The organism is Cysteiniphilum sp. (assembly GCF_057495195.1).
Genome location: NZ_JBXTEF010000045.1, coordinates 17,143 through 31,880, shown reverse-complemented (window position 1 = coordinate 31,880; position 14,738 = coordinate 17,143). Strand labels below are relative to the sequence as shown.

Annotated in this window: 9 protein-coding genes; all 9 read right to left on the bottom strand. The window is 37.5% G+C overall.

Annotated elements, in window-relative coordinates:
- Positions 1 to 234 precede the first annotated feature (234 nt).
- On the bottom strand, positions 235 to 1,110 hold the full coding sequence (locus ACY10D_RS04205) for a LysR family transcriptional regulator (RefSeq protein ID WP_486999522.1): 876 nt from the start codon (positions 1,108 to 1,110) through the stop codon (positions 235 to 237).
- A gap of 19 nt (positions 1,111 to 1,129) precedes the next feature.
- The gene (locus tag ACY10D_RS04200) at positions 1,130 to 1,765 is read right to left on the bottom strand and encodes a hypothetical protein (protein WP_486999521.1); all 636 of its coding nucleotides are present in this window, start codon (positions 1,763 to 1,765) and stop codon (positions 1,130 to 1,132) included.
- Between the two features lie 10 nt (positions 1,766 to 1,775).
- The gene (locus tag ACY10D_RS04195; RefSeq protein ID WP_486999520.1) at positions 1,776 to 3,854 is read right to left on the bottom strand and encodes a hypothetical protein; all 2,079 of its coding nucleotides are present in this window, start codon (positions 3,852 to 3,854) and stop codon (positions 1,776 to 1,778) included.
- 110 nt (positions 3,855 to 3,964) lie between these two features.
- Positions 3,965 to 4,396, bottom strand: coding sequence for a hypothetical protein (locus ACY10D_RS04190; protein ID WP_486999519.1), 432 nt, complete (start codon positions 4,394 to 4,396; stop codon positions 3,965 to 3,967).
- 12 nt (positions 4,397 to 4,408) lie between these two features.
- A complete protein-coding gene (locus tag ACY10D_RS04185; protein ID WP_486999518.1) occupies positions 4,409 to 8,824 on the bottom strand; it encodes an RCC1 domain-containing protein in 4,416 nt (1,471 codons plus the stop codon).
- A 109-nt stretch (positions 8,825 to 8,933) separates the two neighbouring features.
- Positions 8,934 to 11,798: a ligand-binding sensor domain-containing protein gene (locus ACY10D_RS04180; protein ID WP_486999517.1), complete on the bottom strand. Its 2,865-nt coding sequence runs from the start codon at positions 11,796 to 11,798 to the stop codon at positions 8,934 to 8,936.
- Positions 11,799 to 11,889: 91 nt separating this feature from the next.
- Complete coding sequence (locus tag ACY10D_RS04175; protein WP_486999516.1) at positions 11,890 to 13,173, bottom strand: glycoside hydrolase family 18 protein; 1,284 nt, start codon at positions 13,171 to 13,173, stop codon at positions 11,890 to 11,892.
- A gap of 153 nt (positions 13,174 to 13,326) precedes the next feature.
- A complete protein-coding gene (locus ACY10D_RS04170) occupies positions 13,327 to 14,046 on the bottom strand; it encodes a tetratricopeptide repeat protein (protein WP_486999515.1) in 720 nt (239 codons plus the stop codon).
- Positions 14,047 to 14,051: 5 nt separating this feature from the next.
- Positions 14,052 to 14,708 carry an OmpA family protein gene (locus tag ACY10D_RS04165; RefSeq protein ID WP_486999514.1) on the bottom strand — a complete coding sequence of 219 codons (657 nt, stop codon included), beginning with the start codon at positions 14,706 to 14,708 and terminating at the stop codon, positions 14,052 to 14,054.
- Positions 14,709 to 14,738 lie beyond the last annotated feature (30 nt).

Below are 14,738 nucleotides of genomic sequence, written 5' to 3'. Positions count from 1 at the left end.
TTTGGAAGGCTATGTGCAGCATTTGAGTTGCTGGCACAAAAATACTGTGCATAATTTAAACCTTGATTCACATTATTGGCATTTGTATCGATAAATTACTCAATGAGTTCAAACGCAGCCAACTATTTGCCTTTAGCGTCTTTTATGTATTAACAGGGGTTATGGTATGGACTGTACTTCAGATCTTAAATACAGTATTTTAGAAAGGGTATATATCCATATCTAGCTAAGCCATTAATGCAGCAAGCCTTGGACAATACGACCACACAGAGCTCTTAACCACTTGCTCTTAGCTGTATGCCTAATGCGCGTTGGCACATACATATTTAGCCCTTTATCTTTCACTTGAAATGGTAATTCTACATAATTTAACTTATATAACTTTGCAAACTGCTTAGCTCCTGTAATCACATATTGATTTTTTAACAAACTCGTTGCTGTACGGATGCTGTTGATTCTCGCCTTAATATTTCGAGTATCTTCAACACCTAAGTATTTTGCAATATTTGTTTTTTGCTCATCTTTACTAAAAATCAAATGTGGTAAGGATAAATATTCATCTAAGCTGAGTGCTTTAGGTGGCGCTTTGAAGTAACTATCATAAATGAGCACCAGCTCATCTTTAAACAAAGATTCAACATGATAATTATCAGCGGCAACAACCTCATCACTGATAATTAAATCGGCATTATTAAGATCTTTATTTTGGATATCATCATAAAAATTAGAAACACTTTCAATACAAATGATATGATCTTTATTATAAGACAAAAGTGTTGCAACCAACTGCTCAAGCATCAAGTCAGAAGCAAATTCGTGCAAAATCAATGAAAAAGAATGCGCATCATGCGGGTCAAATACATTGGAGTGAGCAACAAGGCTATTTAAATCTCTATTTATTTGTGTCAGTGGCTCTATTAACGCATGCGCTTTTTCTGTTAGAACCATGGTATTGCCTTTGCGTACGAGTAATTCATCTTTGAAGTGATCTCGCAGCTTACCAAGCTTAACTGTTACAGCAGGTTGGGCAATATGCATAAGCTCAGCTGTTTGAGAAACATTTTTTAACTCAAGTAAAGTTTGAAGTAGTTGCAGATCATTAATATTCATCTATTACCACCTTGTTTAATTAACAATCCTTTTTATCTGCATCTGCTGTCACATATACTCTAAATTCATGATCATTATCATCATCTGGTAAATGCTTAATATGATAATGATTGCCATCTTTAGTGCATACTTCTACGCCCTTATCTAGATCATCTCCTCCATAGACTCCTTCGTTGAAACCTAGATGCCACTCATTTTTATCGCTCATCTCTGTTTGCATAAAGTGGATCTCACCTTTAATGGGTGAGTTATTGATTGATAGTTGTCCTGAAAAAATAAAATTAACCTTCGTAAAAGAAATATCATAATTGCCACCGACACGTGCACTCTTAACTCTTTTTAAAAATGCAGCCACCATATAATCGCCACCATCTTTTTCAACACCATCACGATCAACCTGAAAGTCTATTTCCAATCCCTTACGCTCCCCCTCGGTCTTGAACTTTCTAGATACAGTATCATAAGAGACTTTAATATTGTCATTACTATCCACATCAGGCGAGACAAAGTTTCCTGCCGGCAAAGGTTGATAATCTATACTCCGAACCTCTCCCGCATCTGTTGACATATAATACAAAGTTACTTTATTACTATCCACTGCATAACTTTGTAGTGAGTAGCCTAACAAACTCAAAATAATCCATAACCTTTTCATCTCACACTCCTTATTTCTCAGGATAATCTGTTGATGGAACATAGCAAAACCCTTGTTGCACCCTTGACAGTTTCGCATTTTCAGAGCTATCCCTATAATGCTCTGCTTCAACATAACATAGGACATTGGTTGATGGATTTATTAATTTTTGTGCCTGAATATCATAATTATAAAGCGCACCATAGGTTACACCACCTAAGATCTCTTGATAATCATTTGGTTGAATAAACCCTTGTTTTGCTAATGTGAAGCTTAAGGAGTCTTTACCAAGTTCATCTTTACTAAAGGTAACATTTGATACCATATGTTTAAAACCTTTGAACACTTCCTCAGGGCCTGGCGCTAACGTGTTATTATTAAGGTGATGCAACAACATACGATAAGATAATGGCTCACCCTTTGAGTTCGTCTCCAAGTTGACTAGCGCCAGATAATCTTGTGCTTCAGATACTGCAATTTCTTGCACATCTTTGAGCTCTAATGTAGATCCTGTATTTGCTATTTTTATAATCTCATAAGCTGCTGTTTCATTATTAAAGCTAAGTTTTACAACACTCGCATCATCAAATAAAACATACGTAGCATCATTCACAGATGCACTTGAGACTAATAAAGGCAAGTCACTAGAGCTAGCTATTCCAAGGGCCTCACGCAACTTAACACTAAGCTTCTCATTCGCTCTTTGACTTTTATTATCAGACAAATAATGAAATGCATAAATCTCATCTGAGTTACTGTCTGAAGCAATTAATAGATCCTGCGTGGCATTATTATAAGTAATATATGAAATAGGCACCTCACCTTCGGTTTGAAATGCTCCACCATTTCTAAGGATTGGCTCGGCATCCATTCCATAACCTGTCGTTTCAAGTGTTATCTTACTTACTTGCCCATCTGGGTAGCCTAGAAACAAACCTAAGTCATAAAGAGCATATACGCTAGGATAGTCACCCCCATTATCCTTGATCGTAATTTCACCTGGAATAGCCTCGCCAAATGGCTCATAGCCATATATTTCTTGCTCGATCTCATCATTATTTTTAATACCTATTAAACTCTCCAACGTATCTGGTGTTGTCGTTGGAACCGGTGCTGCTTGATCATCACTCACGACAAGCTTCATTCCCAAACCATATTGAGAAAAAGTTGTTAATTTCGTTCTTTGAATAAGTGCCGCTGTATTTACTATAATGTCATTATCTATAACAATGTTAGGGAAAATATTCGTTACTGCAAAAGCGCCATCATTGTGTTTTTGATCTAGCTCGATGATCGTATGAGATGGTAAATCAATAGCACCTTGATCTATCATATTAAGATCAAAACTTAATTTAACAACAGCGCCTCCATAAGAACTCATATTGTTACTAATACTTTTGCTTAGATTAAATAAATCAATATTCAAATCCCAATGTGTAAATGATTCACTGCCAAAACCAACTAAAATTAAGCCTTTGCCACTATATGCTTCAAGCGTTGGGTTAACTGTGCTTGATAAGTCTGGAATATAACTTAATGCTGTTACTGCAACAGGCGGATTTGAAGCCATTGTGTTAGCGTTCATATTGAGTAAAGAAAATAACTTCATTTCAATATAAGTAGAAAGTTGACATTTTGATTTATAGCTCATTAAATCATCACTATTTAAACTCAGTAAATCTTCAACCGTTTTACCATAGCAATATGCATTATTCTCTGGAGACTTTAATTTCGGCAGCAAGAAATAGTCATTCTCTTTACCTGTTTTTAGGTCCGCTTCATCATTATCCACCTCCACTAAATTAAATACACCATCGGTATAGCCTACCGCAACAAACGTTCTTACGGTTTTACCCGCATCATTTGAGACATTAAACGCATGAAAACGATTAGCAACATGTGATGTTTGTATATCTTCATCACTTCCCCATAATGCAACAGAAAATTTACCACTAAAACCAACTGATGATGCTAAGGACTTCACTAATTCTTTATTGTAATCTTTCTTAAACGAATTGCTTGGGTTCTCGATGGTGGGTACTGTGCCGCCCCCTAACATTGGAAGCAGCATGAGGGCGAACAATCCAAATTTATGTACTTTATTTGACATTACAAACTCCTGTGTATCATTTTTGATAGGTTATTCATGAGCAATTACCACATCAATTCCTTTGATGTAAGCCTAGCCCAAAAAACCTAATAAGCAATTACCATGATCATTTAATTACTTAAACTGTAAATAATATTATATACGCGCTTTACTTTTTGCTTTAAATCAATGCTTTGCCCCCAATGAAGCAAATAAACAATGCCTTCATCAGTAATCAAGTGTCCCTTGATATGATAATAATCTGGTTTAAGCTTCACCCCTTCTTCACGAATTAATGTCCGTAGTGAAACCCGAGCAGAGTATTTCTCACCAACAAACTCAATAGAGCCTAATGCTTGGCGAGGAACATCAGGCACATTAAACAAAGCCGTTACTTTAACGTTATGTAATATTGGTTGCGCGTGCGCTTGCTTATTCAGCGCTTTCATAGGTTCCAAGTTCTTACCTGTGATTTGACTAACTAAAGTCTGCTTGCAGCAGCTTGATAATAATATCAATGGCAATAAACTAGATAAGCCAATTAATTGTCTATAACCTAACATATAGTCACACCATTAATTAGCAGCAGGTAGCACTTTGACAGGAACGCTGCTATTTATTTCTGTACCATTGCCAAGTTGACCATAGTAGTTATATCCCCAACAATATTTATTACCATCATCACCTAAAGCACAGCTCTCAGAAGCGCCCACAGATATACTCGTTAGTTTAACATCAGTAGGGATCTCTCCTTGACTTACTGCTACTGGTACTGATCTAATACTGGTCGCCCCATCTCCAAGGCGACCATGGTATCCAGCTCCCCAACAGTAGGCTTTACTATCATTACCTAATACACAAGCATGCTCATATCCCACAGAGATATCAGTTAATTGAACGCCATCAGGTATAGCTCCTTGACTTACTTCAACTGGTGTTAAGCTATCAACCTGCGTATTATTCCCCAATTGCCCGCGATAATTTTTACCCCAACAATACGCTTTGCCATTGGTTGCGATACCACACTTATGATAACCAGTACCATCAATCGCTGATAAATAGGTACCAAGCGGAATTTCACCTTGTTTTACCTCAGCAGGTCTGAAGCTATCAACTTTTGTACCATCACCTAACTGACCTTCATTATTTCTCCCCCAACAATACGCTTTTGCATTATCAGTCAAAATACAATGACTCGACAGTTCAATTACTCCTACACCATCAGGAATATCTCCCTGTGCGATCGCAGCAGGTGTTGTTGAATAACCAGACACCATATCTGTACCTAAGCCTCCATATGTATTATCTCCCCAACAGTAAACCTTAGCATTATCTCCCAAAGCACAGCTATCTGAAATCTTGACTAGATTAACATCTACTGGAATCTCACCTTGAGATACTGCTACTGGTGTAGGACTATTAGTTGTTGTCCCATTACCTAAATTCCCTTTATAGTTACTACCCCAGCAATAAGCTTTACCTTCAGCGCTTAAAACGCAAGCTTTATTGCTATCAGCTGCAATCTCTTTGAGCTCAACACCCTCAGGAATTTCTCCTTGGCTAACTGCTACAGGTATCGAGCTTTTTGTTACTAAATCAGTACCTAGCTGACCAGTGTTATTATTACCCCAACAATAAGGCATTGAACTATCAAGAGAACACGCGTAATAAGCGCCTGTAGATAGATTTTTTGCCTTTGGCTTTATTGCTGTGAAAAATGTGATTTGTTGTGCACTTAAGACGATTTCATTATCAGATGATACATCTATCTGGTAAAAGTTACTCGCCAAATCAACCGGCGTTGAAGCCAAAATACGACATGGTGCATTTGGATCATCAATAGATAAAACACATTGATTGCCATTGGGAAAAGTAATTTGAGCATCATTTATTGAGACGGTAAAAGTTTGATCTTGCGATACTTTATCCTGCCAACCCTCTTCAGGTGCTACAACCACTTCAAAGGACTCACCTGCATATATGCTCGTAATCGTCTTCTGATTTTGTTGCAAACTTAAAACAGCTCTACCTTGCTCAGCAATTGGAATAATGCCAACGTCAAGATTATCTTTTGCTAAATTCCCATCACCTTTATTTAAGCTCAGCTGATAGTCTGGCGCTACTTGCGCATTATCAGCTACTTCCAACCCAATGTAACAATAATCACTACTTGCAATGGGTGACCCAGTTAAGCACGAAGGTGTTAATACTGGCTCAACAATACGCATACCATCAGTGCCATTTTCATGTATTAACACATAATCCTCAACATTTTTTGCAGGAACCCATTGCATAGATGGCTCGTTATTTTTAAGTTTTAAATCATATTTTCTTACACCTTGTAAAGGAATCGTAATTGCAGTATCACTAGGCATCAATACAACATCATTAACATATTTTATTTGAAAATAAGCTGTTAGCTTCGTTGCTGGAATTTCAGCATCCTCAGGCGTTAGCGTAATTTCAAACTTGTTATCTACCAACGCATTTTCATTAGCGCTAACGCTTGCATCAAACACCAAGGCACAGGACATACCAGCAGCTAAGCTCGCACCATCAGTGCAATTAGCATAAGCCTCATAAGCGCCTTCAGTGACGTAAGTCACACCATTTGGTAGGTAAAAGTCATCAAATGAAACACTAAAAGCATGCTGCGTTGGATTAGTCACGATGATTGCTTGTTTGCCGGGTTTGTGAAAGATAATTTCCTCATTAAAGCTTTGCACAGTATCTTCATTTTGCATATAGGGGAAAATATCTACTTGAGTTGTAGGAAGATAACTGTTGAGCGCATGATCCGCTATTATTTCAACGATATTCCCATCAATTTCATTTCTTAACAAATCACTTAGATGCGTCTGAAGCTCTGTATATAACTCAGACTTCTCTTTATCTGCTTTGATTGGTAAGTTAATGATTAAAGCTTCATCAACAGCCATAACCTTTGGCTGCGAAAGCTCAGATGTATCAATTAAAGCTTCCAACCAAGAGGCTATAACGTTAACTCTAAGACCAGATAATACTTTTCCTGTCGTATTCTTAAGATATAAGTGTAAGCCATCATCATTAATATCTAAGTAATTCATTTGCTGATTTAACTGATCAAGATTTGCTAGCCCACTTTTATCAGCTGTTTCATCATTAACATCAACAACATTAATTGGGTTAACACTCACTTTCGTTTGCGTATCATCTTGCCACTTAATAATTAATTCAGGAGAAAAAACACCACCTTGAATTTGACTGGCTGGAACGGCAAGCTTCAAATAGCAAGGGTTTTCAGCATCAATGCTATTGCCAATACTACAATGTTGAATAATAGTATTATCATCAATAATTTCGCTTAAGCCTGCTAATTCAAAGCCATTATATGTTTTTGCAACAGGCGGAGCTATTGTGAAATATAGTACTAAGTCTTTGCCCTGAACGACATCACTTGGATGTAAACTTGTCTCCTCTTGAATACCATCTTGTGTAAAGCTTGGCAGTTGAACTTTGTCTTGATTAACATTGCTATTTTTAAGCTGTAGATAGAAATTTTGACCTGTTTCATCAGCTGTAGGTTTTACAGTTAAATAACAACTTTCACTTTTTTTGATAACATTCGTAGATAAGCATGAAGGGGTTTTAATCCCTCCAGAGATCTCAAAGCGCTCACTGACATCCACACCTTGTTCATCAATAATGGCATAATCTGCTAAATTAGTTGAAGGCAACCAATGGAGCAGTGATGAGTTTGTTAATTCAATCTGATTTTGATAGTTTTCTATTAATGTGCTGCCATTGACCATTGATACAGCCGCTAGATTACCTATTTGTAATGCCACACTGTTATCATCTCGATTTGCGATATTTGCGACTTGTGGAGTGATATTAAATGCTTGCAACGCTCCACTGTTATTGGCAATACTAGGATCGATCTTCACAGTCACATGACAGCTTTGATTATGCGTCAGTGGAAACGCACAATTGCTATCGTCAATCTCAATATTACTGTTACTTGGAGATATAAGCCAATCAATCGATTCAACATCACTGCCACTAATATTAAGTATTGAAAAGCTTGCTTCATATTTATCATCTACCTCAATAAAATCTTCAACTCTTGGCGTAGCAAATTCAATACTCTTTGTATAGATAACCGGTTTTAGCTCATATATTTTAAGTGGAAATGTCGCACTTTTATACTGAATCAAGGCTTCAGACTTATTCGCATCAAGATCAATTTGCCATTGTTTTAAGGCAACTAATGCCTCAGGTGTATCATCTATCTCAAAAGAAACAGTTTCTGATTTCCCACTTTGAACTTCAGTCAAACTATTTATATTGTTTATATGATCTTTAATCACGTCTGGAAATATAATCTGAGGATTATTAACTGACTCTTTTGTGCTATTTGCAAGCGTTATAGTACTTGTTAACCCTGTACCCATTGGCGTGATATTGCTAATGCTATAGTTGCCTTGGTCTACTTGCTCAGGATCCTCTGCTGATTTGAACTCTATTTTGACAGGCGCTTCATAATTACCTAAGTTTGTTTTGTAAACAATTTTGCCCTCAAAAGCATCTTCTTTTTGGTTAGTGCTTGCCTCCCAGCGATCAGTACAACTCTCACCTGCATTAAGTGACTTATTCGCAATACAACTATTATCATCGATTAATTCTTTAAACACGATGTTAGATTCATTAGCGCTTTGATTAATAATTTCTTTGCCAAATACTTGTAGCGCTTGATCAGAGGAAGCCGCTCCTATCATTGATAACTGCTTTGCATCTGCCGCACGCAATGTCACTGATATAATCGCAGCAGAGTCACTGATATAAGACTGCTCAGGACCATCTTTAAGATCAATTACGGGCGTAATGCTTGGTGTTGACGCAGTATTTTCAGCAATAGCATCACTACCTCCGCCGCCACAGCCTGCTAGTGCCATGGCAAACAGTAGAGCGATATGCTTATGCTTTAACTTTTTAATACCATAATTTTTCATCTTATGTTTCCTTAATATTTTATTTGATTGAAAAACATGCAGATGTTATTTAAATCTGCTTGAATAATGAAATAGTGAAATCGGATAGGCTTATAACAAAAGTGTTATGTTATGAATAACTTTGCATATACAACAACCCATCTGTACCAATTAATAACTTTCCGAATTGTGCAGTGAGGATGTTAATTGAATCATTTGTTAAAGTATTATTATTGTCTTTGTCATAGGTAACAAAGTCTGTCAATAACTTGCTATCATTAGCATAAGTTGCATGCATCAAGCCATTACTTGTTCCGATAAATAAATGATCATGATCAAAATCAAGAGTGTGAACCACGTTACTTGGTAACTCATCAGTATATGTTTGGACATTTGATATTTCATTACGCTCGGGATTGAAATCTGCCACCGCAACGCCACGCATAGTCCCCATGGCAATCACTTTATTAGCTACTGCCACATCAAAAATAGTGTTTGTCGGCAGCCCTGCTGTTGAAGCAGTATCAAATATTTTAAGCTCACTAAGCTTAGCTGTGTAAGAGTTAACATCACCAATAGCAAGACCATAATGACTTGTAATAAAGATTTTATTATTTACAATCTTGAGTTGATCAATGTGATTAGTAGGTAGTTTTACTTCAGTCGATGTTGTATAAGTTTGCACTGATTCAATATGTTTCATCTGAGCATCAAATGCTAAAACAACAATGCCACTATCTGTTGCAACAAATAAATGATTGCTCTGGGCTGCAAGGCTATAGATAGAATGGTATTTGTTGGTTGAATCTGGATTAAATTGAGCAACAACATCATTTAAACTATACTGCTCTATATCGCTGATATGACCACCCTCATCATACGTTGCTACTGCCAAAATATAACTATTTTCTGTATTCATCCGTCCAACAAAAACCTTGTTGGCAATAGCGGCAACACTGCTATTATCATAGCTATTTAGATCGTTGAAGAGATCATAGTTTTGTGCTTTTGACATTTGCCCTGTATTTTGATCATATTTTGCTAAGGTTAACTGTTTTTTACTTGCAACCAATACTTGGTCTTTATCCTCAGAGAATGTTACCGCTTTAATATTTTTAGGCAATTGTGCTGAGATATAATCATGCACAGGCACAAGCTCCCCAGTGGCAACATTATAAGTATCAATGGCAAGCCCCTCTTTTGTGGCAATCACAACCTTATCATCTACTGCAGCAAGTCGAGTTATATCAATGCTTGGCAGCTGCGCACCTATGCTTTGATGCGACATGATACGCTCAAGCAGATTATCCTTTTCATCTAAGCTTGCAACGGTGATACCTTTAAATTTTTGAGCGAAGAACACATTATCGTTATTGACAGCAATCGAGACAATATTATCACTAACAAGCTCAGAGGTATTGCCCACATTGGTATGTGTTACCTGATCAATATCACCTGCTTTATTGGTATTACCAATTACAATGCCTTGATCTGCCGTTGCAATTAAAAGCTTGCCATTTTTAACAGCAAATTGATTGATTCGTTTCGTTGCCACAGTCTGCTCATAGCTTTTCTTATCTGACAGCTCACCTGTATTTACATCATAAGCATATGACAGTAAACCTTCTTTCGCACTGACAATAAAAATCCTGTCATTAATCAGTTCAATTTGTTTAATGTTGTTGGCATCAACAACTGCATTCTCTGGAGTGCTTAGGTTGATGACTTGTGAGACTTTGCCAGTAGAGTGATCAATCATACCGCGTGCCAAGCCTTGTGCTGTGCCAATAAATATATGATTATTTGTCATCGCAAGCGCATTAATCGTATCACTGGGTAAATTGCGTATTTGTTTTGTGCTATAAAATTGATAGTTTGGGCTCACTGTCGCTGTAATAGGATCAAATTTTGCCGTTACAAGGCCATCATTATTAAAGCCTATTGCTATCATACCATCACTTGCTGAGATACTTTTGATATAGTGCGAATCACTTAAGCCTAAAGCTGCAACACTCTGCCATGTTTTGCCACCATCAACACTTGCCAAGAGCGCATTAGCAGTGCCTGAGAATATAACATGATCATAGGTATAGATATATTTTGTTTCTAAGTCTGACAAATAACCATTGCTAAACCCAATATCAGTCAATGGATTAACAATAGAATACTTACCATAAGCTTGAGTCATTTTTTGATGTAGATCATATGACAATGGCACGCCTTGATAGTTAAGTTGTAACTGGATATCACCTGTCGTTGTTTTTGTCTGATCCACTTTAGGTGCTAAATCTTCTGCCTTGTAAAACAACTGAAGTGCGCAGTCACTGTTATCAGAGCACGTCATCGCCTCATCCGTGAAATTAACACCTCCTAATTGGCTATTGGCATAAGATAGCTCTGCTGTTAATGCTTTATCTGTATGAATATTAATGGATTCTGCAATGGGTGAGGTATTTGCAAACTGCTTATCCCACAGCGCACTTTTATCTAAGTTGACATATATAGGATAGGCATTATCTGCTGTCACACTTTTTTGTACACCCAATAAGGCTTCAGTCACTTGATTATCATTTGCTTTGATATTAAATTGTGCAGTTTTCAAATAGTCTTCTTTTTTCGTTGGTGTAAATCCCACTTTAAATTGGCAAGAACCAGATACTGGCACGCCTTGACTACAGGTGTTTTCAACTAAATGAAATGGTGCTTTAACACCCTCAATAGAAACGGGAATAATTGGTGAATCTGCAGCACTACCGATGCGTAATTGTGCCTGCTTCTCAGGCATTACACTGACATCATAAGTAATCGCACTGCTTTGACCATAATCCGCATATACAACATCATCACTTTGTGTGACCGATAATCGTGTACTCACTGTACTATCATCAACATCAATAGGTGCCGGACTGCCGCCACCACCACAAGCACCTAGAAGTAATGCTATAATAGTTGTTGATAATAATTTCGTCTTATTTGAGTAAGCAATGCTTTTCATAATGATGTCCTTCCTTAATTTCAATTCAGTTGAGTTACTGTTGTTTGATATTCAAGTAGCTGGATTTGCCAACCATAATGAGAAATAATATTTACGCTAACGCTTGAAACTCACAGCTGCCGTACGTTGGATTCACCATCACATGCATATTTTGAGTTAAATCAAAGCTACCATTACACTGACCAGATGGACCGCCTTCCCAAGTTGACCACTCGACAATCAACCCACTTTTTCCTTCAATCGCAGAGGCTGAAGGGTTTGATTTTGCGTTGTATTCCTTACTTGAATTTGGTGCTAAATAATCACTCGTAAAATGATTACCATTGACATCATGGATATCTAAAATCACCCCCATCGGCGCTTCGGTTGTATCAGTATTTGTTGTCTCCAAAGTGAAGTTAGGTGCTGCAGGCTTTGGATTTGGCGCTTTATCACATTGCCCATCCATAACACACGCTTTTAAACCATAGGCATAGCTACCAGGGATATGATCAGGATCTGAGTATAAGTGTGCCGCATAATCAACATTTAAGGACCATCCCATCACACCGCCATATTGACTGTCTGTATTGATTTTTTGAAGCTCTGGCAACATGATTTCGATAACATCTTGTGTATCTAATGTGACCTCTGGCGTTGGGTGATAAATCGTAGCCATCCCTGCTGCTACTGCTGCTGTTGGCTGACCAATGACTATTTTGGTTTTCTCAGAAACTTGTCTTTTAATATCTGGATAAGTTGATGAAATATAGTTGCTTTCATTTTGCGGGGGAGTGTTATATTCTTGCAAAAATAAATAATCAAATAACCCTGCATCAATTGATGCCTTATAATCTTCATTATTTTCTGCCGTTACAATACGTCCATTATTAATTTGCGGTGCTGCCGTTAACAAAATATTGCTATCAATATCGTGAATATTACTTAAAAGATCTTTTAATGCATATTCATCAATATGCACTTCGATATCAAAATCGATCCCATCAAAACCATATTTATGCGCAAAATCAACAATATTCTGCGCAAGCTCTTTGACTTCTGTACTTGATAAATCACCTGGATTAAAGGTATTAACCTGTCCACCAATTGACACTAGTGTCTTCATGCCTTGCGCTTTTGCTTTAGCTACTTGCTGCTCGCTGACCTCTTGTGTACTTTGATTATAAAAATCAACTTGAGTGCCCGCGATACTGCCAAAGCCCACGATTAGCATATTGTAACCATCACTTGCTGCCTCTTTCATATCAACTTCTAGCGCAGAGCCAGTTGCAGTCGCATCCAAGTATCCTGCAATGACCTTATCACTAACAGCTGCATTCGCTGTTGCAACTAATAAACTTGAACCGATTAATAGACTTAAAATACTCTTTTTCATTGTATACCTCTGTTATGTATTTGATTAAATAAAGGTCATCACTGACCACGAACAAGAGGTTACAAATTAATCAGAAAAAAATGAAATATTGGTTTAGTATAGCCGTATAATGAATTTGTTATAGCGCTTGTAATGAATGGGGAAGTACTATGCTTACTTTAATTTAGCAAGCTGTGCTTTTGCTTTGCCTGCCACATCCGCATGCGTGTATTTGTCAACAACACGTTGTAAATAGGTTTTGGCAGTCTTCGTGTTACCTTTACTTAATTCCAATAATGCCAAGGCATAAGTCGCATCAGCGATTTTAATGCTTCTTGGATAACGAGTCACAATTGTTTTGAACTGTGTATAAGCATCATTAATATCACCATTAATAAGATATATTTGACCAAGTAGATACAACGATTCTGAGTAGTGCTCCCCATTATAATATGCTTTAAGATACTTTTTAAACAAACCTTCTGCATCTTTATAGTTCTTGTCTAATAGCGCCTTGTTTGCCTTATCAAAGGCTGCATTATCTTGTTGCAACTTAAGCTCTTTGGGCGATGGTTTATTCACTTCAGCCTTTAAGCTTTCAAGCTCTTTTTCAAACGCTGCAAGCTTCGTTGAGACCACATCATTTAGTTGGCTTATTTTATAACTATTGACTTCAATCTTGCCGCGCAAGTCATCTAACGTCTGACTAAAATTTTGATTCTTTGCATTGGCTTGTTGATTAATCAAATATTGCACTTGATTATTCAGCTTAGTTGTTTGCAATTGTAATGCTTGGATATCTGATTCAACACTCGCAAAGTTGACACTAGGCAATAGGCTAATTGCCAATATGCTCATACCAAGAGTTTTGGTTTTCTTAAATCTAAGAAACATATGCATTAACCACAAGTTTGCCCAAAGTCAAGCTCCGCACGTCGATCCAAGTAATAGGCATGCTGCTGTGCTTTGGCTTTTGTCATCTCACCATAGAACTGTGAAGGCGCTGCCACAGGTTGCGATTTGCCATAGCTTACGGTACATAACTGACTGCCATTAACACCTTGTTGCAATAAATATTGACGCACGCTATCCGCACGACGTTGACCAAGGTTTAGGTTATATTTCTCACTGCCTCTTGGGTCAGTATGTCCTGCCAAGCGCAGTGGCTGATTATATTTCAATAGATAACTCGCCACTTGATTTAGACATGTTTTAGCATCATTGGTCAAGGTTGTGCTATCAAACGCAAAGTAAACTGTTTTGCATGAGCTCATACTATTTAACGCGGCAATCATTGCTTGTTGTTGTGCTGGCGTATATTGTCCGATATTGGCAATTTGGCTTTGTAAATCAGCAATGCTTTGGCTATCTAAACTACCTGATTGCCCTAAAGCATTCGTCTCCACACCACTACCATGCGCTGACATGCCCGCACTGCCCTCAGGACCAATACCTTCAATAGGCGCCTGACGCTGTGAAGCACATCCTGCAATCAATAATACTGACAAAATGCCTGCTGCTGCCAGTGAAGTGGACTTTTTAATTTTTAATTTCATTGTATTTCCTTAAGCTTTTCGTTATTTCTT